Below are 26050 nucleotides of genomic sequence, written 5' to 3'. Positions count from 1 at the left end.
TTTTTATTTATATGAACGAGTTTTTAATTCGATATCTTTAAATTCTAATTGTTCTTTATGTAAAATAGCTTCGCTAGGTTTTCCTGTATATTCCCAAGCAGCAACATACGCAAAGTTAACGTCATCACGTTTTGCTTCACCATCTTCAGTTACGTGTTCTTCTCGGAAGTGACCTCCACAAGATTCTTCACGGTGTAAAGCATCTTTTGCAAATAATTCTCCTAATTCTAAGAAATCAGCAACTCTTCCAGCTTTTTCTAATTCAGGATTTAATTCATTTAAACTTCCAGGAACTTTTACATTTTTCCAGAAATCTTCACGAATATCTTGAATTTCTTTAATAGCTTCTTTTAATCCTTTTTCATTACGAGCCATTCCTACTTTATTCCACATTACTAAACCTAGTTTTTTATGGAAATAATCTACAGAATGAGTTCCTTTATTATTAACAAAGAATTCTAATTGATCTTTAACAGATTTTTCAACTTCATCAAATTCAGGTGAATTAGTTGGTATTTTTCCTGTTCTAATATCATCAGCTAAATAATCGCCAATAGTATAAGGTAATACAAAATAACCATCTGCTAACCCTTGCATTAAAGCAGAAGCTCCCAATCTGTTTGCTCCGTGATCAGAGAAGTTAGCCTCACCAATACAGTATAAACCAGGAACGGTTGTCATTAAGTTATAATCAACCCAAACACCACCCATTGTATAGTGTGTTGCAGGATAAATCATCATAGGTGTTTTGTATGGATTTTCATCTATAATTTTCTCATACATTTGGAATAAGTTTCCGTATTTTTCTTCAATAACAGCTTCACCTAATTTAATAACTTCTTCTTTTGAAGGATTATGAAGTCCTTGAATTTTAGCTTTTGTACTTCCATAACGATGAATGGCCGCGGCAAAATCTAAATACACAGCTTCACCAGTTGCATTCACACCATGACCTGCGTCACAACGCTCTTTAGCTGCTCTTGAAGCAACATCTCTAGGAACTAAGTTTCCATAAGCAGGATATCTTCTTTCTAAGAAATAATCTCTATCTTCTTCAGCAATTGCTGTAGGTTTTAATTTTCCTTGTTGAATTGCTTTTGCATCTTCAATTTTCTTAGGAACCCAAATTCTACCATCATTACGCAATGATTCTGACATTAACGTTAATTTAGATTGGTAATCTCCAGAACGAGGAATACACGTTGGGTGAATTTGTGTAAAACAAGGATTTGCGAAATACGCTCCTTTTTTATGAATTTTCCAAGCTGCAGTTGCATTAGAACCCATGGCATTTGTTGATAAGAAATAAACATTTCCATATCCACCAGTTGCAATAACCACAGCGTGAGCAGAATGACGCTCAATTTCACCTGTAATTAAATCACGTGCTATAATACCTCTTGCTTTTCCATCAATTTTTACAACGTCTAACATTTCATGACGATTAAACATTTCAATCTTTCCACGAGCAATTTGACGGTTCATTGCAGAATAACATCCTAATAATAATTGTTGTCCCGTTTGTCCTTTTGCATAAAAAGTTCTTGAAACTAATACACCACCAAAAGAACGGTTATCTAACAACCCACCATAATCACGTGCAAAAGGAACTCCTTGCGCTACACATTGGTCTATAATTGCTCCAGAAACCTCAGCTAAACGATGCACGTTTGCTTCACGTGAACGGTAATCTCCACCTTTTACAGTGTCATAAAATAAACGATAGTTAGAATCTCCATCGCCCATATAATTTTTTGCTGCATTGATTCCTCCTTGAGCTGCAATTGAATGTGCTCTACGTGGAGAATCTTGGTAAGCAAATGCTTTTACGTTATATCCTAACTCAGCTAAAGTAGCAGCGGCAGAACCTCCTGCTAATCCTGTTCCAACAACAATAATATCTATATTACGTTTGTTTGCAGGGTTTACTAAGTCAATGTGATCTTTGTATAATGTCCATTTATCTTTTATTGGACCTTCTGGTACTCTTGAATTTAAAGTAGTCATATTCTCTTAAGATTAATGGTTAAAATAATGACACAATGCGATAATAATAAAACCTAATGGAATAACTATTGAATAAATAGTTCCAAAGTTTTTTACACATTTTGTGTATTTGTTGTTAAACCCAATTGATTGGAATGCTGATTGAAAACCGTGCAATAAATGCAATGCTAATAATATAAAGGCAATTACATAGGCGCCAACTCTTAATGGGTTGGTGAATTTGTGCTGCAATTCCGCAAAATACCTTGTAGGGTCTTCTGGTAAAAACTCAATGTATTTGTGGTTCATTTCAGGAAACCAGAAATCAATAAAATGCAATACAATAAAAGCCAGAATTGCCATGCCGCTGATTGCCATATTTCTTGACATCCAAGAAGCACTAGCTGCGCCGTTATATTTAACATATTTTACGTTTCTTGATTTCTTATTCTTTAACTCTAAAACAAACCCCATTACAAAATGAAATACAACTCCAAAAATTAAAATAGGTTGCATTGCAAACTGTATTAATGGATTTGTTCCCATAAAGTGTGAAGCTTGGTTAAAAACCTCTTCACTAAATAATGAAGTTAAATTTACTGCTAAATGAATAATCAAGAAAAAAATTAAGAAAAGTGCTGACAACGCCATGGCTACTTTTCTTGCGATTGATGAAGATAAAAATCCGCTCATTTTTTATATAATTTTTTTAAAGCATCAAAGATACCATTTCCTTTTTTTTCTTAAAAGAGAAATTCACCTTTAAAGCCTATTTAGAATGATTATAAAAATAACAAATTATTTATAATTAGCTTAATTTATTTAAATTAGTCTGCTAAACCATTCTACTCTAATTTTTTATGAAAAAACTAACTTCCTTTTTATTATTTATTTCAATTTGTATCAATGCGCAACAATTTGATGTAGAAAAATTCAAAAATATAAAACCACGTTCTATTGGCCCTGCAGGAATGAGCGGAAGAATAACAGCTATAGATGTAGTTACTAAAAATCCAGAAATTATATATGCCGGTTCAGCCTCTGGTGGTGTATGGAAATCTGAAAGTGGTGGAATAGCCTGGGAACCTATTTTTGATAAACAATTAGCATTATCAATAGGCGCTATTGCAATTCAACAAAGCAATCCAGATGTAATTTGGGTTGGAACAGGCGAAGGAAACCCTAGAAATAGTTTAACGGGTGGGTATGGTTTGTATAAAAGTTTAGATGCTGGAAAAACTTGGCAAGTGGTTGGTTTGGAAAAAACCAGAAATATTCATAGAATAATTATTGATAAAGACAATCCTAATACTGTTTACGTAGCAGCCATTGGTTCACCTTGGGGAGCACATGCAGAACGTGGCGTTTATAAAACTACGGACGGAGGAAAAACTTGGACAAAATCCTTATTTGTGAATGATAACACTGGTTGCGCCGATTTGGTGGTAGATCCTTCAAACCCAAATAAACTTATTGCCGCAATGTGGGAACATGAACGTAAACCGTGGACATTTAATTCTGGAGGCGAAGGTTCTGGATTATATATAACTTATAATGGTGGTGAAAATTGGAAAAAGCTAACTGATAAAGAGGGTTTACCCGAAGGAAATTTAGGAAGAATTGGATTAGCAATTGCTCCAAGTAATTCAAAAATTGTATATGCTTTAATTGAAGCTAAAAAAAATGGATTGTACAAATCTGAAGATGGAGGAATTAATTGGAAGTTGGTGAATGATAAATCTAGCGGAAGAGGATCGGACGGTATTGGAAACAGACCTTTTTATTATTCGGATCTTGCTGTAGATCCTTTAAATGAAAATAGAATTTATACTGTTTTCACATATATAAACGTAAGTGAAGATGGCGGAAAATCTTTTAACCAGTTAATGCCTGCTTATGGAACTTCTGTTGGTGTTCATCCAGACCATCACGCATGGTGGATTCATCCAACCAATCCAAATTTTATGATTGATGGAAATGATGGTGGTTTAAATATTACGCACGATAGAGGAAAAACCTGGCGTTTTGTGGAAAATTTACCCGTTGGACAATTTTATCATATAAATGTAGATAATGATTTTCCGTATAATGTGTATGGTGGTTTACAAGATAATGGTTCTTGGGCAGGACCGGCCTATGTTTTAAAAGATCAAGGAATTCGCAATTCTTATTGGCAAGAAATTCAATTTGGCGATGGTTTTGATGTGGTTCCAGACCCAAAAGATTCAAGGTTTGGCTATTCTATGTCTCAACAAGGTTCTGTAACCAGATATGATAAAGTTACAGGGAATTCTAAAATGATTCGTCCAACACATCCAAATCCGGCTATTAAACTTCGTTTTAACTGGAATTCAGCAATCGCCATGAATCCAACAGATAACGAAACCATTTATTTTGGAAGTCAGTTTGTGCATAAATCAACAGATAAAGGATTTACTTGGGAAATTATTTCTCCAGATTTAACAACCAATAATCCTGAAAAACAAAAACAACACGAAAGCGGCGGCATTACAATGGATGCCACAGGAGCGGAAAATCATTGTACCATTTTAGCAATTGAACCAAGTACTTTTGATGAAAATATATTGTGGGCAGGAACGGACGATGGAAATATACAACTAACCTTAAATGGAGGAAAAACATGGGAAAACGTTTCAAAAAACATAAAAAATATGCCAAAAGAAGCTTGGATTGCGCAAATTAGAGCATCAAAATACAACAAAGCAGAAGCATATGTTATTGTAAATAATTATCGTCAATTCGATTTTAATCCGTATTTATATAGAACTCGCGATTTTGGAAAAACTTGGGAAAATTTATTAGATGGAAAAGATGAAACTTTTGGTTATACATTAGCAATTGTTCAAGATATTGAACAACCGAACCTGTTGTTTTTAGGAACAGAATATGGATTGCATATAAGTATTGACGAAGGAAAAACCTGGACAAAATGGAATGTTAATTTCCCCAATGTTTCTACAATGGATTTGGCAATTCAACCTCGTGAACATGATTTAGTAATTGGTACTTTTGGAAGAGCAATTTATGTGTTAGATGACATTAGACCTATAAGAGCCATTGCAAAAGAAGGAAAACAATTGTTAGATAAAAAATTACATTTATTTACACCTCCAACAGCGTTTATTGCAGAAATACAACAACCTTCAGGCACACGTTTTGGTGCTAATGCCATTTTTAATGGAGAAAATAAAAATGGCGGCGCTATGATAACTTATAGTATTAACAACCCTGAAAGTAAAAAAACTGAAACAGTTTCTGACAAAAAGAATAAAAAATCGAGCGAGGATATTGGTAAAAAAGGTATTAAAGGTGAAAAACCAGCAGTTAAATTTGATACTATTTTCTTTGAAGTTTATAATGACAAAAATGAGCTAATACGAAGTATAAAAAACAAAGCACCCGAAGAAAATGGACTGCATAGAATATATTGGCAGTTAGAGGAAAAAGGCACAAGAGGTCCTTCAAGAAAAAAAATGTCGGAAAAAGCTTCAGAACCAGGTGGTATAAAAGTTTTACCAGGAAATTACACCATAAAACTTCATTTTGGCAATGAAACTGTTTCAGAAAAAATTGAAGTTGTTTACGACCCTAGAATTGACATTTCTTTTGAAGTTTTAAAAAGCAAGTACAATTTATTAAAAGCATTAGAGAATAAAATTGGAATTACAGGGGATGCTAGTCAACGTTTAATTGCTTCAAAAGAAATTGTTGAAGATTATCAGAAAAGAATTAAAGAACTAAAAACCGATAAATTTGAAGATGTACTTAAGAATCACAAAGCTATTATTACTAAAATTGATGGCTTATTAGATGATTTATTAGGAAAAGAAGATGAACGACAAGGAATTACAGATACGGAATTTCCAAGTACTATTTCCTATTTATACACTGCAAGAGGTTATATAAATTCTTTACAACAATTACCAGGAATTACAGAAACTACCTTAATTAAGAATGCAGATTCAAAAGTGCTAGAAGTAATTTCAAAAATTAATGAATTTTATAAAACCGATTGGATTTCTTATAAGGACTCTGTGAAAGATTTAAAACTATCTCCTTTTACTGATTTGGAAGAATTGAAATACGAATAAAGAGAAAGGCTCAACTTAATACGCTGAGCCTTTTGTTTTTTAAGGTTAAAATTAATGAGGCGTTTTTACATTTTACTTAATCTCAAAAGTTTGTTTTTCTTTACCAATTTTTACAATATATTTTCCTTTTGGTAAATAATAAACATCATTTTTAGCTTTTTTATATGTCGCTTCTTTTTTTGTTAATGCAATAATTGCCTTTTTATCAACCACTGATAAATCATACTTAATATAATTAAACCCTTTTAATGCTTTTACATCTAATTGGTTTAGCTCAACATCATCTTCATTACTAATTATTATTTTATAATTTCCTTCATTGGCAGCATAAAAAGGAATAATTATATCTGGCAAATTAACATCGTACCATTGCCCCCAAGAACTTCCCCAGCGCATTGAATAACGAATTGTAGGAATTTCAAAAATGGCCAAATTTTTATCTTTTACTTTATTAAATTGCTGTAATGGCGCAATGTTTGTTTTGTAAACAGAGCGCCCATGAGTTCCAACAACTAAATCTTTTGCTTCTTTTTGAATTGCCAAATCATGGACCGCAACTTTAGGAATTCCATTGGAGAAAACTTGCCAGTTTATACCTTTATCAAACGTTACATAAAGTCCATTATCAGTTCCTACATACAATATATTTTCATCTTCAGGATCTTCTTTTACCACATTAATTGGATAATTTGGTAAATTATTATTGATACTTTCCCAAGTTTTTCCCATATTCTCACTTACAAAAATATAGGGTTTAAAATCGTCACTTCTATAACCGTTTAAAGTTACATACACTCTTTCTTTTTCGTGTTGAGAGGCAATAACTCTAGAAACCCATAAATTTTGTGGTAAATTATCTGAAATTCTGACCCAGCTTCCTCCTCCGTTTATAGTTACATTTACAAAACCATCATCACTTCCAACATAAATAAAACCAAATTGAAACTGGCTTTCCGAAATTGAAGTTAATGTCCCATAAGGAACATTTCCTTTCTTACCGCCAGTTGTTAAATCTTCAGAAATAACATCAAAAGTTTCACCTTTATCCATAGAACGCAATAATTTATTGGCACCCATATATAAAATATCTTGATTGTGAAGCGATAATAAAATAGGCGTTTGCCAATTATATCTGTACGGAGAATCTCCTAATTCGTGTTTTGGATGAATATTAATTCTATCATTGGTTTTTAAGTTTACACGGTAATAATACCCAAATTGACTTCCGGCATAAATAACATTATGATCTCTATTATCTATTTGAACCTGCATTCCATCACCTCCTCCAATACTTTTGTAAGGATATTCGCCACTAGCTTCCCAACGATTTGAAGCTTCATAATTGCTTGGCCCATACCAAACACCATTATCTTGTAAACCTCCATAAACATTGTATGGTTTTTCATTATCAACATTTATAGAATAAAACTGCCCAACGGCAGGTTGGTTGTTTTTCGCCCAATTTTCTCCATCGTCATAAGTTATGTTAATTCCTCCATCATTTCCATTAATTAAATGACCTTCTAATTTTGGATTCACCCAAATAGATTGATGATCAGAATGCACATTTTCTTTACTGATAGAAGTAAATGTTTTCCCACCATTATCAGATTTTAATAATGGCACACCACCAATATATACTTTATTTTCATTTGAAGTATTTACTGCAATTGTTCCAAAATAATAACCGTATGAACTATAAACATCATCTAAATATTTATCATGTGTTTTACTCCATGTTTTTCCACCATCAATAGATTTGTATAATTCTGCGCCAATAACTTCAGAATTTAATAATACAAAATTTGCATCTTCTAAATAAGTAACTAAATCACTTGGATTAATTTTACCTTTTTTTAAGGATGCCTTTACAGATTCGGCGGTGTATTTTGAATCGAAATCATTTTCTTTTAAGTATAAATTCAAACTTTTATTCTCTAATTTTAAAAAATCTGATACACTCATGTTTCTTAAAGCGTCTTTTTGCAATCCTTCAGATGCTTTCTTTTTTTCTTCAGGTCTCATAAACTGATTGTCTAACAGTGCATAAACAATAGCATCATTAAAAGAAGCTAAACCTATACGTCCAATTCCGCTTCCTATTGGAAAACCACTTCCTTCAACAGTTACTTTATTCCAAGTTAAACCAGCGTCCGTACTTTTATAAATAGCTGAATTTTCTCCATCTCCATCAAAATTCCAAGATTTTCTATTACGTTCCCAAGTTGCAGCATATAAAATGTTGGCGTTTGTTGGTGAAACGCTTATATCAATTACACCTGTCTCTTCATTTATAAACAATACGTTGCTCCAAGTTTTTCCACCATCGGAAGTTTTATAAATTCCACGTTCACTATTTGATGAATATAAATTACCAATTACTCCAACCAACACTTCATTTGGATTGTTTTTATTAATGACAATTCTTCCAATATGCTGTGAATTTTCAAGACCAACATTCTCCCATGTTTTCCCTTTATCGGTACTTTTTAACACACCAATTCCAGCATAAGAAGATCGAGAAGAATTACTTTCGCCAGTACCAATCCAAATTGTTCCGTTATCCCAATCTACTGCAATATCGCCCATGTTTTGAGTTGGAGCATTTTCCGTAACCGACACAAATGATGTTCCGTTGTTATTTGTATACCACAAACCTCCTGAAGCATATGCTGCATAAAATTCGGTTGGTTTATTTGGATTTACATCTACATCAACTATTCTACCACTCATTATTGAAGGGCCAATATTTACAAATGGCACATTTTTCACTAAAGAAGTTTGAGCATTTATTCCTATAACAAGTAATAAAAACACATATAAAAAGTATTGCTTTTTCATTATAAAAGTTTGATTTAAGTACTTAATTTCAACTTTTATAAATATACAATTATTTAAAAAATAGAAAATGTAATTAATGTAAAATTAAAAATGGTGTTTTAGTGTAGTATTTTATTGAATTTATTTTTGGTCTAAACAAAATTTGTTCAAATAAATTTAAATTTTTAGCCGCCATTATTACAATATCTGTTGTAAATTCATCAATTACTTTTTGAATAGAAATCTCTAAGTTTTTATTTATTTCAGAGTGAAATGTATGTGTGCAATTAATAAAATAGTCATGCAGCGTTTCTTTATTCCAAAGTTGCTCTTTATCAAGAACTTCACTGTTTTTTGCCACATAAACAAATCTAAATGTAGATTTTTTATAGTCCAATAAATTATTAATATTCTGAAGTAATTTAGCTTCATAAAAATACGTATAATCTGTTGGGAAAGCTATTTCATTTAGCCCAACAAAACGTGCTTCTTTTGGCACTACTAATGTGGAGCATTTTACTTTAGTAATAATATCTTCCGAAATTGAGCCAATATTCATTTTCCCTTGTGTGGAAAGTCCATTAGTCCCAAGAATAATTAACTCTATTTTATGTAATTTAATTTGATTTTTTACCGCGCTTATTAAATTACTTTTAACGGAAATTGTAGTAAATGTATGCGCGCCTTTTAAAGGTGAAAGATTTATTTTTTTTATTAAGTTGTTAAATTCCTTTTTTGAATCCTTTACTTTCTTTACTGTTGCCAAAACTCCATTATCTATACCAACTTGTTCAAATTCATCTTCTTGAATATCTGAGGCGTTTAAAAAATAAAAATTATAGGCTTTATTTTGAAAAAGTGCCAAAGAATACTCAATAGAATTCCATGAATTTGAAGAAAAATCGGTTAAAATTAGAATGTTTCTCATCGCTTTTATTAATACAACAAAACTAAATAAAGGTGTATTAATAATAAATGACATAAATCAGTGATTTGTTGTAACATTAATTATGTTACATAAAAAAACTTGTTGAAACGCTAATTAATTGACTCTAAAGCATCCAAGTCAACAATTCTAATGTTTCTTCCTTCAATTTCTATAATTCCTTCTTTTTTTAAATCGGTTAAAGTTCTAATTAAACTTTCTGTGGCAATTCCTGCAACTCCGGCTAAATCTCGACGAGAAATATTAATAGTATCTGAAGGTTTCCGTGTCATTTTTTGTGCAAATTTTAATATGGTATTGGCGGTTTTTCTGCGCATAGATCCGTAAGCCATTTGCAACAATTGCTCTTTTACCTCAATTAAATTATCATTTATAAGCTGAAATATTTCCAATGATAATTTATAATTGTTTTCTATTATTTTTTGAATGGTATTTTTGGTAACATATATTAATTCAGCTTTTTCCATAGCTGTAGTAGTTTCAAAATAATGTGCGTTTTCTAGAATTGAAGAAAATCCAAAAAGATCATCATCTTTATAAACATTAATAATTAGTTCTTTTCCAAATTCGTCAATTTTTGAGCTTTTCACAGAACCTTTGTACACTAAAAAAATAGTATTACAAAATTCACCTTCTCTGTAAATTACCTCTCCTTTTTTTAAAACTTTAGAAATACCAAAATCACAAAAGTAATTTTTCAAATCATCTATGTTTTCTATATTTTTAAATTCGGAGGTTTCATTAGAGATTTCAACACGGATTTCTTCTTCTTGTAATAAAGCAGCTTTTGCAAGCCTGCTTTCAATGGCGCTTATTAATAATTCATCATTTACTGGCTTTGTTAAATAATCATCTGCACCCAAATCCATTCCTTTTCTAACATCTTTCACTTCGGTTTTGGCTGACATGAAAATAAATGGAATACGCTTTGTTTTTTCATCTTCAGACAGAATCTTAAGAACATCGTACCCATCTAATTCTGGCATCATAATATCGCACACTATTAAATCTGGCATTAGAATTTGGGCTAATTCTGCACCACGTTTTCCATTGGCTGCAGTTTCTACTTTATAATTCTCCAATTCTAAAATTTCAGCAGTTGTTTCCCTTAAAACCGTATCGTCTTCAATAATTAATATCGTTTTCATTCTTCTATAATAATTGGTAATTTTACAATAAATGTTGTTCCCTCATCTTCAATACTTTGAAATAATATTGAACCATTTAAACTTTCTAAATGTCCTTTTATAATATTTAACCCAATACCAGTTCCTTGGTTTGTTAAAGCATTTTCAGCTCTAAAATAACGTTCAAAAATATGTTTTTGGTCTTTTAATGGAATTCCAATACCGCTATCTTTAATTTCAAAAACAAGCCCATCAATATTTGACGTAATATTAAAATCTATAATAGTGTTTTCTGGGGAATATTTAATAGCGTTGTTTAGCAAGTTCCCTAAAACTAAATCGAGTATTTTTTCATCGTTATATATACTAATGTCGTCAATGTTTTTTGGGTAATTTATATGTTGCCCATTTTTCAACATCATATTTGCATTGTATATAACCTCATTTACTACTTTACTTAATTTAAAATGTGAGAATTTGTATTTTACTTTTCCAGATTCCAACCTTTCAACAGATAAAAAGTCATTTAAAATCCCATCTAAATACTGTACTTTATTTTTAATTGTTTGCAAGTGTTTATCTCTTTTATCTTGGGTTTCAGTGGTTAAATATCTACCTATTAACACTGCGGAATTTAAAATTCCACTTAAAGGTGTTTTAAATTCATGAGAAACTAATGATAAAAATTTTGTTTTTAGCTCATTTAATTCCTTTTCTTTTTTAAGTGCATTTCTTAATTCTAGCTCTGCCCTTACTCTTTTATCAATTTCACTTTTTAAGCTTGCAACCGTTTTATGAAGTTCATTTGTTCTTTTAGAAACCTTATTTTCTAATTGGGTATTTAATTCAATAATTTTATCTTCCGCATTTTTTCTTTCTGTAATATCAATAATTATAGACATTACATAGGTTTTATCTTGAACTTTAAAAGGATTTAAACCAACCTCAACTGGAAAATTATTTCCGTTTTTTTTAACACCAAATAACAACCTATTTTTTCCCATTTGTCTTTTTGACTCTTTACTTGCATAAAAATCATTAAAATGGTCACCATGAACGTGATGGTGTTTTGTGGGAATTAAAATATTTAAGTGTTGATTTACAATCTCATTTTTTTCATATCCAAACATTTCTTCCGCAGCCGAATTTGTAGCAACAATAGTCTGATTTTCATTGACTACTACTACACCTTCAGAAACTGCTTCAAATAGAATATTAAAAATGAATTCGTCCTCTTGAAACAAATTTGGCAATTCAAAATTATTTTAGTTATTAGTAAGTTCGAAATTACAAAAAAAAATGGAGCTCTAATTACATACTGCTCAAATTTTTATAAATCTAATACGTTTTAGTCATAGTTTCTGGAACAACAATAATAAAATCAGCCTTTAACTTATTTTCTTTATTGAATTTTTCCACTTCTTGTTGTTCAACAATACTCACAGTAACAATCTTTGTTGTGCTGCTTTTTTGCTTTAAATACCAATTAATTCCTTCATAGTCATCGGAATGATAAGAACCATTATAATGTAAAAACAAGTTATTTTTATCGTTATTTTTTAAAATAAAATAAGCCATTGTAGCATCTTTAATTGCTTGTGCTTTTGGTAAATTATCACCACCATGACCGCCCATCATCGCTTTCATTTTTACATAGCCCGGTAAATTGGCATCATATTTTATTGGTAGCGGAGCCATCCAAGATTTTTGTTCCACAGAAAGTGTATCTAACGCTTCAAAACCACCTTTATAAACTAAACTAGCGTAAGATCTTGGAATATTGGTTGCAATAAATTTAATGTTATTTGCTTTGGCAAAATCTACCAAAGGTTTATAATCTGTTTTATAATTATTCCACAATCTTGCCAACGTATCTAAACCTTTTTCATCAATTTCTCCTGCTAAATAATTATTTATTACTAACTGGTTATCAGCCTCAAACATTTCGGCACCTAATGTTAATTTGCGTACTTTATTTAAATCTTGTGTAGCTTCTAATTGTAACCAATGCACAATTGGATTATTATGGTGTTCGCCAAATAAAACAATATCTGATTTAGACATTGTTCTAATCATTTTTTTATATGACACCTTACTTCCTTTCGCATTATACAATTTGTATGCAGGTTTGCTTTGAGAAAAAATTAGTGTTGAAAATAATACGATTGCAATAGATAGTATTAGTTTTTGCATAAATAAAATTGATTTATTGAGGGTTGGTTTTCAACAAATTTATAACTTTGTTATAAATAATCCAATAAAATCTTTTTTTTGAAAAAAGCATGTGGCTTTTTAAAAATCAACTAAGAATTTTATCATAAAAATACTTCAACATGAAATATCTTCCATTAAGCAATCAGCTATTTATTAAAAACAGAGCGAAATTTATGGCTCAAATGAAACCAAAATCACTAGCGGTTTTTAACTCAAACGATCTTTTTACAACTGGAGCTGACAGTACGCTTCCGTTTGAGCAAAGTAGCGATTTGTTTTATTTAAGTGGTGCAGATCAAGAAGAAAGTATTTTGTTGCTTTTTCCAGATGCCATTGAAGAAAAGCATCGCGAAATTTTGTTTTTAACTGAAACCAACAAACATATTGAAATTTGGTATGGCGCAAAATATTCTAAAAAAGAAGCAACAGAAGTTTCTGGAATAAAAACAATCTATTGGCTTTCAGAATTTAAAAAAATATTTTTTGAATTAATGACGGAAGCTGAAACTATATACTTTAATACGAATGAACATTACAGACAATCGGTAGAAATTGAAACCCGTGAAGACCGTTTTATAAAACAATGTAAAAATGATTTTCCTGCGCATAAATGGGAAAAAAGCAACCAAATTTTACAAGTTTTAAGAGGCGTTAAAGAAACCGAAGAAATTGACATTATGCAAACTGCTTGCGAAATTACAAACAAAGGTTTTAGAAGAATATTACCTTTTGTAAAACCTGGCATTATGGAGTATGAAATTGAAGCTGAATTTATGCACGAATTTTTAAGAAACCGATCAAGAGGTTTTGCGTACACACCAATTATTGCATCTGGTTACAGCGCTTGTGTATTACATTATATTGAAAACAATAAAGAATGTAAGGATGGCGATATGTTATTACTTGATGTAGGTGCTGAATACGCAAATTACTCTAGCGATATGACTAGAACAATTCCTGTAAATGGAAAATTTTCAGACCGTCAAAAAGCTATTTATAATGCTGTTTTAAGAGTAAAAAATGAAGCTACAAAAATGTTAGTTCCTGGTGCTTTTTGGGCAGAATACCAACAAGAAGTTGGGAAAATTATGACTTCAGAATTGTTAGGTTTAGGTTTGTTAGACAAAGTAGATGTTCAAAATGAAGATCCTAATTGGCCAGCATATAAAAAATATTTTATGCACGGAACTTCTCACCATATGGGATTAGATACACACGATTATGGTGCTTTAAAAAAACCAATAGAAGCTGGAATGGTATTTACCGTTGAACCTGGAATTTATATTCCTGAAGAAAATATGGGAATAAGAATTGAAGATGATGTTGTTGTTCAAAAAAATGGAGCCCCATTTAATTTAATGAGAAATATCCCAATTGAAGTTGATGAAATTGAAGATTTAATGAATAGTTAATTTTAAATAAAAAATAAAAAACCTCGAAATAAAAATTTCGAGGTTTTTTATTTAACCAATAAATTTATCATAGTAATTTATGAGGTTGCAAAATCAAAAACGTAATTGTTTAGACGTCTAAGTGCTGTAATTTTATCGTCTGTATTTACTAATAAAGATATATTATTATTACTACCTCCATAAGAAATCATTCGTACAGAAATATCTTGCAATACCTGAAATAACCTATGTGTTTCGTGATGTTGTACAACCGAATGCCCAACTAAACATATAATAGTTTGATTTTGGTCAATTTCAACCATTGAAAACTTTTCTAATTCTTCTGCAATGTCGGCTAAATTCCGATCATTATCTATAGTTAATGATACTGCAATTTCCGAAGTTGTAATCATATCAATAGAAGTTTCATATTTTTCAAAAACTTCAAAAACTTTTTTCAAAAATCCGTGTGCTAGTAACATTCTAGCCGATTTAATTTTAATTGCTGTAATATTATCTTTTGCTGCAATTGCTTTAATTCCTTCACCAACAAAATCACTAGCAATTAAAGTTCCATAACACTCCGGATCCATTGTGTTTTTTAAACGAACAGGAATATTTGCTTCACGCGCTGGCATTACTGTTTGCGGATGTAAAATTTTTGCGCCAAAATAAGCTAACTCAGCGGCTTCATCAAAAGATAAATTAGAAATTGCATGTGTATTTTCAACAAATCTAGGGTCGTTATTATGCATCCCATCAATATCTGTCCAAATTTGAACCTCATCAGCTCCTATAACTGCACCAATAATTGTAGCCGTATAATCGCTTCCTCCACGCTGTAAATTTGCAACATTTCCAAAAGCATCTAAACAAATAAAACCTTGAGTAATATAAATATCTGCAGGTAATGCTTCATTAATAATACGTTGTAAATTTTGCTTAATATAAAATTCATCAGGTTCATTAGCCTTATCAATTCTCATAAATTCTAATGCTGGCAATAAACGTGCATTTACACCTTCTTGATTTAAGTATTTAGTAAATATGAATGTTGAAAGCAACTCTCCTTGTGCAACAATTTTATTGTACACCAATATGGAGTGCTTTTCAGAAGTAATTCCTCTTAAAAAATCAAATATTTTATCAATATAGTTTCCAACTTCTTGCTTCACTGATGAAGATTCAAGCAAATCATCAATAACAACATTGTACTTATTATATAACGTTTCAATATTTTGCAAAGCTTGCGCTACCGCTCCTTTTTTTATAAGGTCAGAAATTTCAACCAACGCATTTGTAGTGCCAGACATTGCTGATAATACAACAATTTTTTTATCATTATCCGTAATTAATTCTTTAACACGCATCATGTTATCTATTGAACCTACGGAAGTTCCTCCAAACTTTAAAACTTTCATTTTTCTTAATTTTTAATACGCAAATGTAAATTGTTTTCTTACTATAATGTGTTTATTTAAAAATTATAAACTAATTTTGCACAAACTGTTAACTATTTAACAAAATGAAAACAATAGCCACTTGTGTAGAAGAAATTTTAGTTTCACAACCTTTTTTAGAAGACGCATTAACACGAAACATTTTAAACTTTAGCGCTTTATCGGAAGAATTAAGAGAGCCTATTACTAAAATGCTAAAAAAACCAGTAAAAGCTGGTGCTATCATGATGGCTTTAAGACGTTACAGTCCACCAAAAGAGATGGCTAATAAAGTGAAGCTAAACAAAGTGCTCCAAAACTTAGGTGATATTACGGTTCGTTCAGATATTTCTGACTATACATTTAAAAACTCGCCAAGTTTAATTCATAGCCATTTAAAAATGTTGCAAGTAATTAAGGAAGATCCTCATATTTTCTACACGTTTACACGTGGTGTTCACGAAAGCAATGTGTTAATTACCAACACATTAAAAGCGCATATGGAAGACAGCTACAAAGATGAAGTTTGCATATCAATGCAAGATCATTTATCTGCTATTACTATTGGTTTACCCAAAGAAAATACAAAAATTGCAGGTTTATATTATCAATTTTTTAAACGTTTGGCTTGGGAAGGAATTTCTTTATACGAAGTAGTTTCAACTACCAACGAGTTTACAATTTTAGTTGAAGATGAAGTTGTGGACACTGCTTTTTCTGCTGTAAAAAGTTTAAAGAATTAAAATGACTTAAATTCTTGCAAAATGACTATTCTACACAAAAATACACCCATTTATTTTACCTCAACAGGAAAAGGAAAAGCCATTGTTTTATTACACGGTTTTTTAGAAAACAGCACCATGTGGAATGAAATTTTACCTGAAATTTATAAAAGGTATAGAATTATTTGTATTGATTTATTAGGTCACGGACAATCAGAAAGTCACGGTTATATTCATACTATGGAAGAACAAGCTGAAATGGTTAAAACTGTTTTAGACTTTTTAAAATTGAGAAAATATATTATAGTTGGCCACAGCATGGGCGGTTATATTGCATTAGCTTTTGCCAAATTATATGAAAAAAATGTGAGAGGTTTGTGCTTAATGAATTCTACTGCACTTCCAGACACAGATGAGAAAAAAATAAACCGAGACAGAGGAATTTCAGCCGTAAAACAAAATCATAAAACATTTGTTAGAATTGCAATTCCAATGCTTTTTTCAGAAAAAAACAGAACTATTTTTACTTCGGAAATTAGTACTGTAACAAACGAAGCTTTAAAACTTTCTCCTCAAGGAATTATTGCTGCTTTAGAAGGCATGAAAATAAGAGAAGACCTCACTTCTATTTATGAAAGTGCTAAATTCCCTATTCAAATGATTATTGGAAAACAAGATCCTGCATTGGACTATAATTCATTAATTCAACAAACTAAAAACACAAATGTTCAAGTTATAGAATTTCCTGATGGACATATGAGTCATATTGAAAATAAAGAAGATTTAATAGCGACTTTTCTGATTTTTTTAAAAAAGATTTAATTTAAAAAATATATTCTAATCCGTAAACAATCCCGTCCACTTTTTCACCTCCTAATTCAACATTTTGATAGCCCGAATAAATAGCCGTTTTTTTAAAATGGTATTTTAGGTGAATTTTAAATTCATCAATGCTAGTACTATTTATAAAACTTTGCTTGTAAGATGAATACAAACTTATTGGTTTAATTGGGAATATTTCTGCTCCAATCGTATAAGAAAAACCCCAAGTATTTACTTCATTTCCAACATGAGCAACTCCTAATCCCCACCAAATAGAAATATTTTTCTCTCTAACTCTATAGTATTTCAACAGTAAAGATGTGATATTTAAATAATCTTTCCCTTGTAAAGTGCTTTCGGAAAAATTTAAATAAGAGGCTTCAATTCCTAGAATCGGCATCACTTTATAATTTGCATTCAGTTCAACACCTTTTACTCCTTTGTTAAAATATTGACTTGCTCCTATTTTAAATTGACTGTTTTTAGAGTAATCTAAATCTACTTTTAAATATTCTCCGGTTGAATCGTAAAAATAAGGATAAGGTGTTAACGCTCTATAATCTGAACTGCCCAATAGTGTTCCGTAAAATGCATAAAAACCAACTTCAGCAAAAACATCTACAAAAAAATTATTATGACCGCTACTTAATCTCCCCGATCTAACTGTCCTATTTCTTTCTGAAGATTTTTCTGAGCTGGATGATTCTTTAGATAAATCTTCTTTCGCTTTTTCAAGCCTACCTTGAGAAAATAGAGTAAAAGGAATTATAAATAACGCAATAAACAATAGGTTTTTCATATGCTTTATAATTTACAAACAAGCATCAATTATAATGCCTAAGCATTATTAAAAAACAAAAATAGTTGCTTTAATCATTTTTTAAAGCATTCCAGCCTTGGGCAGTTAATTTTATTTGTTGACCAGCTCTGGTAACTAAATTTGCGCCAACACTTTCATCGGTCATATGACCAATAACGGTTAAATGTGGATTTCCTTTAATTTTTAAAAAATCTTCTTGAGAAATAGTAAACAACAACTCGTAATCTTCACCACCGCTTAATGCAATAGTTGTACTGTTTAAATCAAACTCTTCGCAGGTTGAAATTACCTGCTGATCTAACGGTATTTTTTCTTCATATAAATTACAACCCACTTTAGATTGCGTACAAATGTGTAAAATTTCAGAAGAAAGTCCATCAGAAATATCAATCATTGATGTAGGTTTTACACCTAATTCACTTAATAATTTCACAATATCTTTTCTGGCTTCCGGCTTTAATTGTCTTTCAATTAAATAGGAATAATTGGTTAAATCTGGCTGAGAATTTGGATTTACTTCAAACACTCTTTTTTCTCTTTCCAACACTTGCAATCCTAAATACGCAGCACCAATATCACCTGTAACAACTAATAAATCATTTGGTTTTGCGGTATTTCTATACACAACATCTTCTTTCTTCACTTCACCAATTGCCGTTATACTTATTAACAAACCTTTGGTTGAAGTTGATGTATCGCCACCAACCAAATCAATATTATACGTTTTGCAAGCTGTATAAATTCCATCATACAATTCTTCCAAAGCTTCTAACGGAAATCGATTGGAAACCGCAATAGAAACAGTAATTTGTGTTGCGTTACCATTCATTGCATACACATCCGATAAATTTACAACCACTGCTTTGTATCCTAAATGTTTTAACGGCATATAACTTAAATCAAAATGTACGCCTTCAATCAATAAATCTGTAGTTACTAAAATTTGATTTTCTTTATTCTCAATTACTGCAGCATCATCTCCAACTCCTTTTATTGTTGATGAATTTTGAACTTTAAAATTTTGAGTTAAATGGTTTATTAATCCGAATTCTCCTAATTCCGATAAACTAGTACGCGATTGGTTTTTATCTTCTATCATTTTGCAAAGATATAGCAATTCTTAAAATGAAACGAATACAATTACTTTTTGAAATATTTAAACACTGGAAACTCTACTTTTTTGGAATTTACCTTTTTAGATGCTAAATAATTATCGAAAAAATTCCAAGTTAACAATCCGTCATCAGATTGTGGTTCTAACATGTAAAATATTAGGTTTGTTAAAGGTTGAGCCATATCAACATAAAAATCACCTTTTTTAAATGTTGTACTTTTTGAAATAAATTTTCCTTCCACATTTGTCATAAAATGACCTTCAAACTCACGATCAGATTTTTTTAACGAATCAATCAAAAACACTTCGCCTTTTACAGTTTTATTTTTTTGAAGTTCTTCTACTTTAACTCCTTGCTTTTTTAAATGAGCAACAATCGCTTCCATAGATTTCGGTAAAAAATATCCACTTGGTAATTTGCTTTCAATAGTTGCTTCAAACTTGGCGTAATTTTTAACTGAAGGCACTTCTATAATATTTCCTGAACGCACATATTGTTGTTTTCCGTCTTCATCTATAAAAGGAATATAATTATAGGTTCTGTAGTTTTTAATTTCATTATTTAATGCCACCATTTTAAACCGAACCCCTTTGGTTGTTTTTCCTGCATTCTTTTTTACATTTTCAATGGCGTTTTTTTCAGCTTCAGCATTAATTTCAATAATTTTTTGGGCATTTTTATTGGTAAATTCTAAAATCTCAGTTACAAAAGCATAAGTTCCATTCATTCGTCTATAAAAACGATCGTGTGCAAAAGCCTCACTTAAAATTCCTATTTTATTTCGCAACCCCATTAAATTTACAATATACCTGGGATGATGATTATACGTGTAAATTGCTTTTGGCGGCCAACTTTCTTGTAGATAATAATACCCATAATGTCCCATTTTCACATGGTAATTTTCATCTACAGCTTTGGTAATTTCTGGCAACATAGTATTCCAAGTATAATTGTAAGTTTCAACTCCTCCTGCAGAATGATAACTTGGCGCATAGGTAATTCCGTATCCGTGCCAAGTTCCATTGGTGGTGTGTAAATCCACCAACATTTCTGGATTCCATTTTACCAACACATTGGCAATTAAACTCTCGGTTTCCAACGCTTCCATTTTTATGCCATCTCTGTTTAAATCCAATCCTTGGCTATTTTCCCGTATTCCAACTTCAATTGGGCTATCTTCTTGAGAAGGTCTTCGCCCTTTTTCCATTTTATCATTAGAATCGGTATTATAAATGGGTGCAAAAAGCAAAATCTGATTTTGAAGTAAATGTTGTTTATCTCCCAATAAAATATCGCGTATTAATTGTTGTAACACTTCTTTGCCTTCTACTTCACCGGCGTGAATATTGCCCTGAACATAAAATACCGGTTTTCCGCTTAATTTTGCTTCTTCTGGATTTGAAATTTTTGGATTTGCCATTACAACTAAAGGTATCTCTTTTCCTTCCAAACTTTTCCCCATAAATTCAATATGAATGAAATCAGATTTTTTCTGAATTTCATTTATGAAACTCATAACTTCAGCATAGGTTGAAGTCTTTTCGTAATTGCTTTTTTCAGGAATTGTTAATAAATTATGATCAATTACATGTTGGCTAGTTATTTGAAAACTGATAAAAAATAGGGAGAGATAGATTAATTTCTTCATTTTAAATTTGGGCTGAATTTTTAATTGATAAAAATAACTAAAATTAACTTTGAAATGATTTCAATTAAAAAAAGAACTAAATTTTAAATAAAAACTTCAATTCTAAGATAGTAACTATTGATATTTCCAATTACATCATCAATATTATTCATATTAAAATACTATTATAAATGAATATTTGTACCTATATTTGCACTTATTTAGAATTAATCTATTTAAGCAATATGATAAAAGTTTCAGAAATAGCAAAAAAGAAAGTTGTAGAATTGATGCAAGAAGACGGCTTTAATCCTGAGGTTGACTTTGTAAGAGTTGGCGTTAAAAGCGGTGGTTGCTCTGGGCTTTCGTATGAACTAAAGTTTGACAAAGAAAACCAAGAAGGCGATAAAGTATTTGAAGATAATGGTGTAAAAATTATTATAGACAAAAAAAGCTTTTTGTATTTAGTAGGTACAACTTTAGAATATTCGGGCGGTTTAAATGGTACCGGATTTGTGTTTAACAATCCAAACGCACAAAGAACGTGCGGTTGTGGAGAAAGTTTTTCCCTATAAAAGCATTAAAAAATTGAAAAGTTTAATTTATAAATTAAACATATCTCTTAACTATTTTTTAAATTTATCAACTATTACAAACAATAATTTCAATTCATAATTTCAATAACTGATTTAATGAATTAGCAACTAATTATAATGAGCAAATTTACTGAAGACGATTTAAAAAAAGAACTCGAAACCAAAGAGTACGAATACGGCTTTTATACTGATATAGAAGCTGATAAATTCCCCATTGGTTTAAGTGAAGAAGTTGTTATTGCCATTTCTAAAAAGAAAAACGAACCTGAATGGATGACATTATGGCGTTTAGAAGCTTTCAAAATTTGGAAGGAAATGGAAGAACCAGACTGGGCAAATGTAAACTATGAAAAACCAGATTTTCAAGCAATAAGTTACTATTCTGCTCCTGTTCAAAAGAAAAAATTAGATAGTTTAGATGAAGTAGATCCTGAACTATTAAAAACTTTCGCAAAACTTGGAATATCAATAGATGAACAAAAACGTTTATCTAATGTAGCTGTAGATATTGTAATAGATTCCGTTTCTGTTGCAACAACTTTCAAAAAAACATTGAATGAAAAAGGCATCATTTTTATGCCAATTTCCGAAGCCATACAAGAACATCCAGAATTAGTAAAAAAATATTTAGGAACCATTGTTCCTAAAACCGATAATTTTTATGCAGCTTTAAACTCCGCTGTTTTTTCTGATGGATCCTTTTGTTACATTCCTAAAGGCGTAACGTGCCCAATGGAATTATCCACTTACTTTAGAATTAACGAAGGTGGAACCGGACAATTTGAACGCACATTGGTAATTGCGGATCAAGGAAGTTATGTAAGTTATTTAGAAGGCTGTACAGCTCCTGCGCGTGATGAAAATCAATTACACGCCGCAGTAGTAGAATTAATTGCTTTAGATGATGCTGAAATAAAATATTCAACAGTTCAAAACTGGTTTCCTGGAGATAAAGAAGGAAAAGGTGGTGTTTACAATTTTGTTACAAAACGTGGTTTGTGCGAAAAAAACGCAAAAATTTCTTGGACACAAGTAGAAACTGGAAGTGCTGTAACTTGGAAATATCCAAGTTGTGTATTAAAAGGTGATAACTCGGTAGGTGAATTTTATTCCATTGCCGTAACAAATAATTATCAACAAGCTGATACTGGAACAAAAATGATTCACTTAGGAAATAATACCAAAAGTACCATTATTTCTAAAGGAATTTCAGCGGGACATTCACAAAACTCGTACAGAGGATTAGTACAAATTGGAGCTCGTGCAAATAACGCTCGTAACTTTTCACAATGTGATTCTTTGCTAATGGGAAATAAATGTGGTGCACACACATTTCCATATATTGAAGCAAAAAATAAAACCGCTCAAATAGAACACGAAGCAACCACTAGTAAAATTGGTGAAGATCAGTTGTTTTATTGCAATCAAAGAGGTATTGACACTGAAAAAGCAATTGCATTAATTGTTAATGGTTTTAGCAAAGAAGTATTAAATAAATTACCGATGGAATTTGCGGTTGAAGCTCAAAAATTATTGGAAATTAGTTTAGAAGGAAGCGTTGGATAATATGGAAAATAAAAAAGTAATTATACAAGGATCTTCCAGAAGCAATGGAAACACATCAAACTCCATTGCCATAATTTCAGAAAAATATAACATTGATGTAATTGATTTGAATGATTACACGTTCTCATATTACGATTATGAAAGTAAAAATTTGAACGATGATTTTTTACCTTTAATTACTTCAATTATTGAAAAATATGATACGCTAATTTTTGCCACACCAGTATATTGGTACAATATGAGCGGAATTATGAAAGTCTTTTTTGATAGATTTTCAGATTTAATTAGAGTAGAAAAAGAAACAGGAAGAAAATTAAGAGGTAAAAACATGTTTGTCATTTCAAATTCACATGATGACAAAATAGACGCCAATTTTTACATCCCATTTCAAAAATCGGCAGCTTATTTAGGTATGAATTATACTGGAGAATTACATGTAAATGCTGATAAAAATAAAGAATTTAAGAATATAGAATTAACACAACTATAAAATGTTAAGTATAAAAAATTTACACGCCAACATAAATGACAAGGAGATTTTAAAAGGTATAAATCTTGAAATAAAAGCTGGAGAAGTACACGCTATTATGGGACCTAATGGTTCTGGTAAAAGTACGCTTTCTGCAGTAATTGCTGGAAAAGAAGAATATGAAGTTACAGAAGGATCTGTATTTTTAAATGGCGAAGATTTAGCTGATTTAGCTCCTGAAGAAAGAGCACATAAAGGGGTGTTTTTATCGTTTCAATATCCTGTAGAAATTCCAGGAGTTACCGTTACCAACTTTATAAAAACGGCTATTAATGAAACTAGAAAAGGACAAGGGTTAGAAGAATTTCCAGCAAAGGAAATGTTGAAGTTAATTAGAGAAAAAGCCGATTTATTAGAAATTGATAGAAAATTCTTATCGCGATCTTTAAATGAAGGATTTTCCGGTGGTGAGAAAAAACGTAACGAAATTTTTCAAATGGCAATGTTAGAGCCAAAATTAGCCATTTTAGATGAGACTGATTCTGGGCTAGATATTGACGCTCTAAAAGTAGTTGCCAATGGCGTTAACAAACTAAAAAGCAGTGATAATGCCGTATTGGTAATTACCCACTACCAACGTTTGTTAGATTATATTGTTCCGGACTTTGTACACGTTTTATATAATGGAAAAATTGTAAAATCTGGTGGTAAGGAATTAGCTTTAGAATTAGAAGCAAAAGGTTACGACTGGTTGAAATAATAAAACTATGGATTTAAAAGAAAAATTAGTTTCTTCATTTTTAGCTTTTGAAAATAAAGGAATTCTTGATCTCGACTCAAGTGTTCATTCTATTAGAACAAAAGCTATTCAAAATTTTGAAAAAGAAGGGTTTCCTTCTAAAAAAGATGAAGAATGGAAATACACCAGTTTAAAACCATTACTAAAACACGATTTTAGTTTATTTTCTACCAATGAAAAATCAATTGGTTTTAAAAACATTGAAAATTATTTAATAAATGATATTGAGTCCTATACGTTAATATTTATTGATGGAGTTTTTAGTTCGTTTTTATCGGATACTACGCACGATGATTGTGATGTATGTGTGCTTTCATCAGCATTAAATCGTCCTAAATATAAAATGATTGTTGATAATTATTTTAATACAATTGCTAAAAACAACAATAGTTTATCAGAATTAAATACAGCATTTACAAAAGAAGGGGCTTTTATTAATATTCCAAAAAATACTATTGTTCCAAAACCTATACAAATTTTAAATTTTTCAACTGGTAGCGAAAAAGAAATTTTATTGCAACCAAGAAATTTAGTTGTTGTTGGTGAAAATTCTCACGTTCAAATAATTGAGCGTCATCAAAATTTATCCAAAAACACAACGCTAACAAACTCTGTTACTGAAATTTTTGTTCATAAAAGAGCCATTGTAGATTATTACAAAATTCAAAATGACACCGAAAATTCATCATTGATTGATAGTACTTTTGTTTCTCAAAAACAACAAAGTGTAGCTTCGGTTCACACCTATTCATTTGGGGGAAAACTCACCAGAAATAATCTAGAATTTTACCATGAAGGCGAACATATCACTTCTAATTTAAATGGTATTTCTATTTTAAACGGAAAGCAACATGTAGATAATCATACGTTGGTAAACCACAAGTTTCCAAATTGTGAAAGCCACGAATTATATAAAGGTATTTACGCAGATAAATCTGTAGGCGTATTTAACGGGAAGGTTATTGTGCAACAAGAAGCTCAGAAAACAAATGCTTTTCAGCAAAATAACAATATTTTAATTGATGATGGCGCAAGCATTAATGCCAAACCTCAGTTAGAAATTTTTGCAGATGATGTAAAATGCTCACACGGTTGTACCATTGGACAATTAGATGAAAGCGCTTTATTTTATATGCAATCTAGAGGAATTCCTAAAAAAGAAGCAAAAGCATTATTGCTATTTGCTTTTGGAAATGATGTAGTTAACAAAATAAAAATTCCACAGTTAAAAACTAGAATAACTAAATTAATTGCTAAAAATTTAGGCGTTAATTTAGGGTTTGAACTTTAACCTAATATTGAGTCGTCCTAAAATAGGTTGACGATTATAAAAAAAATTAATGAAAACCTGTGAAGATATCTTCACAGGTTTTTTGATGCATAAAGTTAGGTGTTTTCATAATAAGACTCAAATGCGGTCTTTTGTTATTATAAGTGTTAATTGATTCTTTTACTAATTGTTTTAATTCCTTACCATTA

20 protein-coding genes are annotated in these 26050 nt (G+C 30.8%); 9 read left to right on the top strand and 11 right to left on the bottom strand.

What is annotated here, in order from left to right:
• Positions 1-3: 3 nt before the first annotated feature.
• Positions 4-2007: a fumarate reductase/succinate dehydrogenase flavoprotein subunit gene (locus tag JEY78_RS00100; RefSeq protein WP_291845840.1), complete on the bottom strand. Its 2004-nt coding sequence runs from the start codon at positions 2005-2007 to the stop codon at positions 4-6.
• Between the two features lie 12 nt (positions 2008-2019).
• The gene (locus tag JEY78_RS00095; protein ID WP_291845837.1) at positions 2020-2679 is read right to left on the bottom strand and encodes a succinate dehydrogenase cytochrome b subunit; all 660 of its coding nucleotides are present in this window, start codon (positions 2677-2679) and stop codon (positions 2020-2022) included.
• Between the two features lie 167 nt (positions 2680-2846).
• Between JEY78_RS00095 and JEY78_RS00090 the strand changes: the two genes are divergently transcribed.
• On the top strand, positions 2847-6098 hold the full coding sequence (locus tag JEY78_RS00090; RefSeq protein ID WP_291845836.1) for a hypothetical protein: 3252 nt from the start codon (positions 2847-2849) through the stop codon (positions 6096-6098).
• Positions 6099-6170: 72 nt separating this feature from the next.
• Here the strand turns inward: JEY78_RS00090 and JEY78_RS00085 are convergent, their stop codons facing one another.
• The 5 genes from JEY78_RS00085 to JEY78_RS00065 all read right to left on the bottom strand — a co-directional run bounded on the left by JEY78_RS00085 (position 6171) and on the right by JEY78_RS00065 (position 13184).
• Positions 6171-8939: a sialidase family protein gene (locus tag JEY78_RS00085; RefSeq protein ID WP_291845834.1), complete on the bottom strand. Its 2769-nt coding sequence runs from the start codon at positions 8937-8939 to the stop codon at positions 6171-6173.
• 73 nt (positions 8940-9012) lie between these two features.
• Positions 9013-9900, bottom strand: a complete 888-nt coding sequence (locus tag JEY78_RS00080) for a universal stress protein (RefSeq protein WP_291845832.1) — start codon at positions 9898-9900, stop codon at positions 9013-9015.
• Positions 9901-9956: 56 nt separating this feature from the next.
• Positions 9957-11012 (bottom strand): response regulator, encoded by a 1056-nt coding sequence (locus tag JEY78_RS00075; RefSeq protein WP_291845830.1) that lies wholly within the window; start codon positions 11010-11012, stop codon positions 9957-9959.
• A complete protein-coding gene (locus tag JEY78_RS00070; RefSeq protein WP_291846386.1) occupies positions 11009-12235 on the bottom strand; it encodes a PAS domain-containing sensor histidine kinase in 1227 nt (408 codons plus the stop codon). Before JEY78_RS00070 ends, JEY78_RS00075 begins: the two co-directional genes overlap by 4 nt.
• Positions 12236-12329: 94 nt before the next feature.
• The gene (locus JEY78_RS00065; RefSeq protein ID WP_291845829.1) at positions 12330-13184 is read right to left on the bottom strand and encodes a ChaN family lipoprotein; all 855 of its coding nucleotides are present in this window, start codon (positions 13182-13184) and stop codon (positions 12330-12332) included.
• A gap of 140 nt (positions 13185-13324) precedes the next feature.
• Here JEY78_RS00065 and JEY78_RS00060 point away from each other — a divergent pair, with 140 nt between their 5' ends.
• Positions 13325-14617: an aminopeptidase P family protein gene (locus tag JEY78_RS00060; RefSeq protein ID WP_291845828.1), complete on the top strand. Its 1293-nt coding sequence runs from the start codon at positions 13325-13327 to the stop codon at positions 14615-14617.
• Between the two features lie 77 nt (positions 14618-14694).
• Here the strand turns inward: JEY78_RS00060 and JEY78_RS00055 are convergent, their stop codons facing one another.
• Positions 14695-16017 (bottom strand): aspartate kinase, encoded by a 1323-nt coding sequence (locus JEY78_RS00055; protein ID WP_291845827.1) that lies wholly within the window; start codon positions 16015-16017, stop codon positions 14695-14697.
• A gap of 104 nt (positions 16018-16121) precedes the next feature.
• Here JEY78_RS00055 and JEY78_RS00050 point away from each other — a divergent pair, with 104 nt between their 5' ends.
• Both JEY78_RS00050 and JEY78_RS00045 read left to right on the top strand, forming a co-directional pair.
• Positions 16122-16778, top strand: a complete 657-nt coding sequence (locus JEY78_RS00050; protein WP_291845826.1) for a hypothetical protein — start codon at positions 16122-16124, stop codon at positions 16776-16778.
• A gap of 21 nt (positions 16779-16799) precedes the next feature.
• On the top strand, positions 16800-17579 hold the full coding sequence (locus tag JEY78_RS00045) for an alpha/beta fold hydrolase (protein WP_291845825.1): 780 nt from the start codon (positions 16800-16802) through the stop codon (positions 17577-17579).
• A gap of 1 nt (position 17580) precedes the next feature.
• On the opposite strand, the gene JEY78_RS00040 is transcribed toward JEY78_RS00045, so the two are convergent.
• The 3 genes from JEY78_RS00040 to JEY78_RS00030 all read right to left on the bottom strand — a co-directional run bounded on the left by JEY78_RS00040 (position 17581) and on the right by JEY78_RS00030 (position 21162).
• Positions 17581-18378, bottom strand: a complete 798-nt coding sequence (locus tag JEY78_RS00040; protein ID WP_291845824.1) for an outer membrane beta-barrel protein — start codon at positions 18376-18378, stop codon at positions 17581-17583.
• A 70-nt stretch (positions 18379-18448) separates the two neighbouring features.
• Positions 18449-19498, bottom strand: a complete 1050-nt coding sequence (gene thiL, locus JEY78_RS00035; RefSeq protein WP_291845823.1) for a thiamine-phosphate kinase — start codon at positions 19496-19498, stop codon at positions 18449-18451.
• A gap of 41 nt (positions 19499-19539) precedes the next feature.
• Positions 19540-21162 carry a M14 family metallopeptidase gene (locus JEY78_RS00030; RefSeq protein ID WP_291845822.1) on the bottom strand — a complete coding sequence of 541 codons (1623 nt, stop codon included), beginning with the start codon at positions 21160-21162 and terminating at the stop codon, positions 19540-19542.
• A gap of 224 nt (positions 21163-21386) precedes the next feature.
• Between JEY78_RS00030 and JEY78_RS00025 the strand changes: the two genes are divergently transcribed.
• From JEY78_RS00025 to sufD, 5 genes are all read left to right on the top strand, one after another.
• Complete coding sequence (locus JEY78_RS00025) at positions 21387-21716, top strand: iron-sulfur cluster assembly accessory protein (RefSeq protein ID WP_291846384.1); 330 nt, start codon at positions 21387-21389, stop codon at positions 21714-21716.
• Positions 21717-21854: 138 nt separating this feature from the next.
• A complete protein-coding gene (gene sufB, locus JEY78_RS00020) occupies positions 21855-23303 on the top strand; it encodes a Fe-S cluster assembly protein SufB (RefSeq protein WP_291845821.1) in 1449 nt (482 codons plus the stop codon).
• A gap of 1 nt (position 23304) precedes the next feature.
• On the top strand, positions 23305-23793 hold the full coding sequence (locus JEY78_RS00015) for a flavodoxin family protein (RefSeq protein ID WP_291845819.1): 489 nt from the start codon (positions 23305-23307) through the stop codon (positions 23791-23793).
• A gap of 1 nt (position 23794) precedes the next feature.
• A complete protein-coding gene (sufC, locus tag JEY78_RS00010) occupies positions 23795-24532 on the top strand; it encodes a Fe-S cluster assembly ATPase SufC (RefSeq protein ID WP_291845817.1) in 738 nt (245 codons plus the stop codon).
• 7 nt (positions 24533-24539) lie between these two features.
• Entirely contained in the window at positions 24540-25862 is a 1323-nt protein-coding gene (gene sufD / locus JEY78_RS00005) for a Fe-S cluster assembly protein SufD (protein WP_291845816.1), read from the top strand.
• The last annotated feature ends 188 nt before the right edge of the window (positions 25863-26050 follow it).

This window comes from Lutibacter sp. (assembly GCF_016342705.1).
Classification (GTDB): Bacteria; Bacteroidota; Bacteroidia; order Flavobacteriales; family Flavobacteriaceae; genus Lutibacter.
This window is presented reverse-complemented; position numbering and strand designations above follow the sequence as displayed.

Bases quoted from the DNA above. Each gene is read 5' to 3' on its own strand.
- JEY78_RS00100 (WP_291845840.1), bottom strand. From the start codon at position 2,007: ATGACTACTTTAAATTCAAGAGTACCAGAAGGTCCAATAAAAGATAAA.
- JEY78_RS00095 (WP_291845837.1), bottom strand. From the start codon at position 2,679: ATGAGCGGATTTTTATCTTCATCAATCGCAAGAAAAGTAGCCATGGCG.
- JEY78_RS00090 (WP_291845836.1), top strand. From the start codon at position 2,847: ATGAAAAAACTAACTTCCTTTTTATTATTTATTTCAATTTGTATCAAT.
- JEY78_RS00085 (WP_291845834.1), bottom strand. From the start codon at position 8,939: ATGAAAAAGCAATACTTTTTATATGTGTTTTTATTACTTGTTATAGGA.
- JEY78_RS00080 (WP_291845832.1), bottom strand. From the start codon at position 9,900: ATGTCATTTATTATTAATACACCTTTATTTAGTTTTGTTGTATTAATA.
- JEY78_RS00075 (WP_291845830.1), bottom strand. From the start codon at position 11,012: ATGAAAACGATATTAATTATTGAAGACGATACGGTTTTAAGGGAAACA.
- JEY78_RS00065 (WP_291845829.1), bottom strand. From the start codon at position 13,184: ATGCAAAAACTAATACTATCTATTGCAATCGTATTATTTTCAACACTA.
- JEY78_RS00060 (WP_291845828.1), top strand. From the start codon at position 13,325: ATGAAATATCTTCCATTAAGCAATCAGCTATTTATTAAAAACAGAGCG.
- JEY78_RS00055 (WP_291845827.1), bottom strand. From the start codon at position 16,017: ATGAAAGTTTTAAAGTTTGGAGGAACTTCCGTAGGTTCAATAGATAAC.
- JEY78_RS00050 (WP_291845826.1), top strand. From the start codon at position 16,122: ATGAAAACAATAGCCACTTGTGTAGAAGAAATTTTAGTTTCACAACCT.
- JEY78_RS00045 (WP_291845825.1), top strand. From the start codon at position 16,800: ATGACTATTCTACACAAAAATACACCCATTTATTTTACCTCAACAGGA.
- JEY78_RS00040 (WP_291845824.1), bottom strand. From the start codon at position 18,378: ATGAAAAACCTATTGTTTATTGCGTTATTTATAATTCCTTTTACTCTA.
- thiL (WP_291845823.1), bottom strand. From the start codon at position 19,498: ATGATAGAAGATAAAAACCAATCGCGTACTAGTTTATCGGAATTAGGA.
- JEY78_RS00030 (WP_291845822.1), bottom strand. From the start codon at position 21,162: ATGAAGAAATTAATCTATCTCTCCCTATTTTTTATCAGTTTTCAAATA.
- JEY78_RS00025 (WP_291846384.1), top strand. From the start codon at position 21,387: ATGATAAAAGTTTCAGAAATAGCAAAAAAGAAAGTTGTAGAATTGATG.
- sufB (WP_291845821.1), top strand. From the start codon at position 21,855: ATGAGCAAATTTACTGAAGACGATTTAAAAAAAGAACTCGAAACCAAA.
- JEY78_RS00015 (WP_291845819.1), top strand. From the start codon at position 23,305: ATGGAAAATAAAAAAGTAATTATACAAGGATCTTCCAGAAGCAATGGA.
- sufC (WP_291845817.1), top strand. From the start codon at position 23,795: ATGTTAAGTATAAAAAATTTACACGCCAACATAAATGACAAGGAGATT.
- sufD (WP_291845816.1), top strand. From the start codon at position 24,540: ATGGATTTAAAAGAAAAATTAGTTTCTTCATTTTTAGCTTTTGAAAAT.